The organism is Brevibacterium sp. LAARM3_SD1 (genome assembly GCF_057364765.1).
This window is the reverse complement of the sequence record NZ_JBNFOL010000075.1, coordinates 1-422: the sequence shown is the minus strand read 5'-3', so window position 1 is coordinate 422 and position 422 is coordinate 1. Positions and strand designations below refer to the sequence as shown.

Here is a 422-nt window from a genome sequence, read left to right as displayed (position 1 = left end):
ACAACACACAGCTGCCAGTCGGTACCGGGGTTGGTCCTGTTGGTTGAAACCACACCCAACCAATCGGTTGGGGTTTGTGATTCCAGGACCCAATAACGTGTTCGTTCTAGCCCATACAACATCCAACATCGACACGGCAGTCACCGGACAACGCTGGAAGATATGAACGGAAGAAGTGATGTTCCACCCTTGAGCTCCCAACACCAACACGTGCGGCCGGTTCGTTGGGGTTCTTAATGTGTGCTCCTTAGAAAGGAGGTGATCCAGCCGCACCTTCCGGTACGGCTACCTTGTTACGACTTAGTCCCAATCACCAGTCCCACCTTAGACGGCCCCCTCCACAAGGGTTGGGACACCGGCTTCGGGTGTTACCGACTTTCGTGACTTGACGGGCGGTGTGTACAAGGCCCGGGAACGTATTC

The 422-nt window shown here is 55.2% G+C and carries 1 rRNA gene; it reads right to left on the bottom strand.

Going from position 1 to position 422, the window contains the following annotated elements:
* Positions 1–251: 251 nt before the first annotated feature.
* Positions 252–422 (bottom strand): 16S ribosomal RNA (locus AC2W7L_RS18500); the annotation flags it as partial.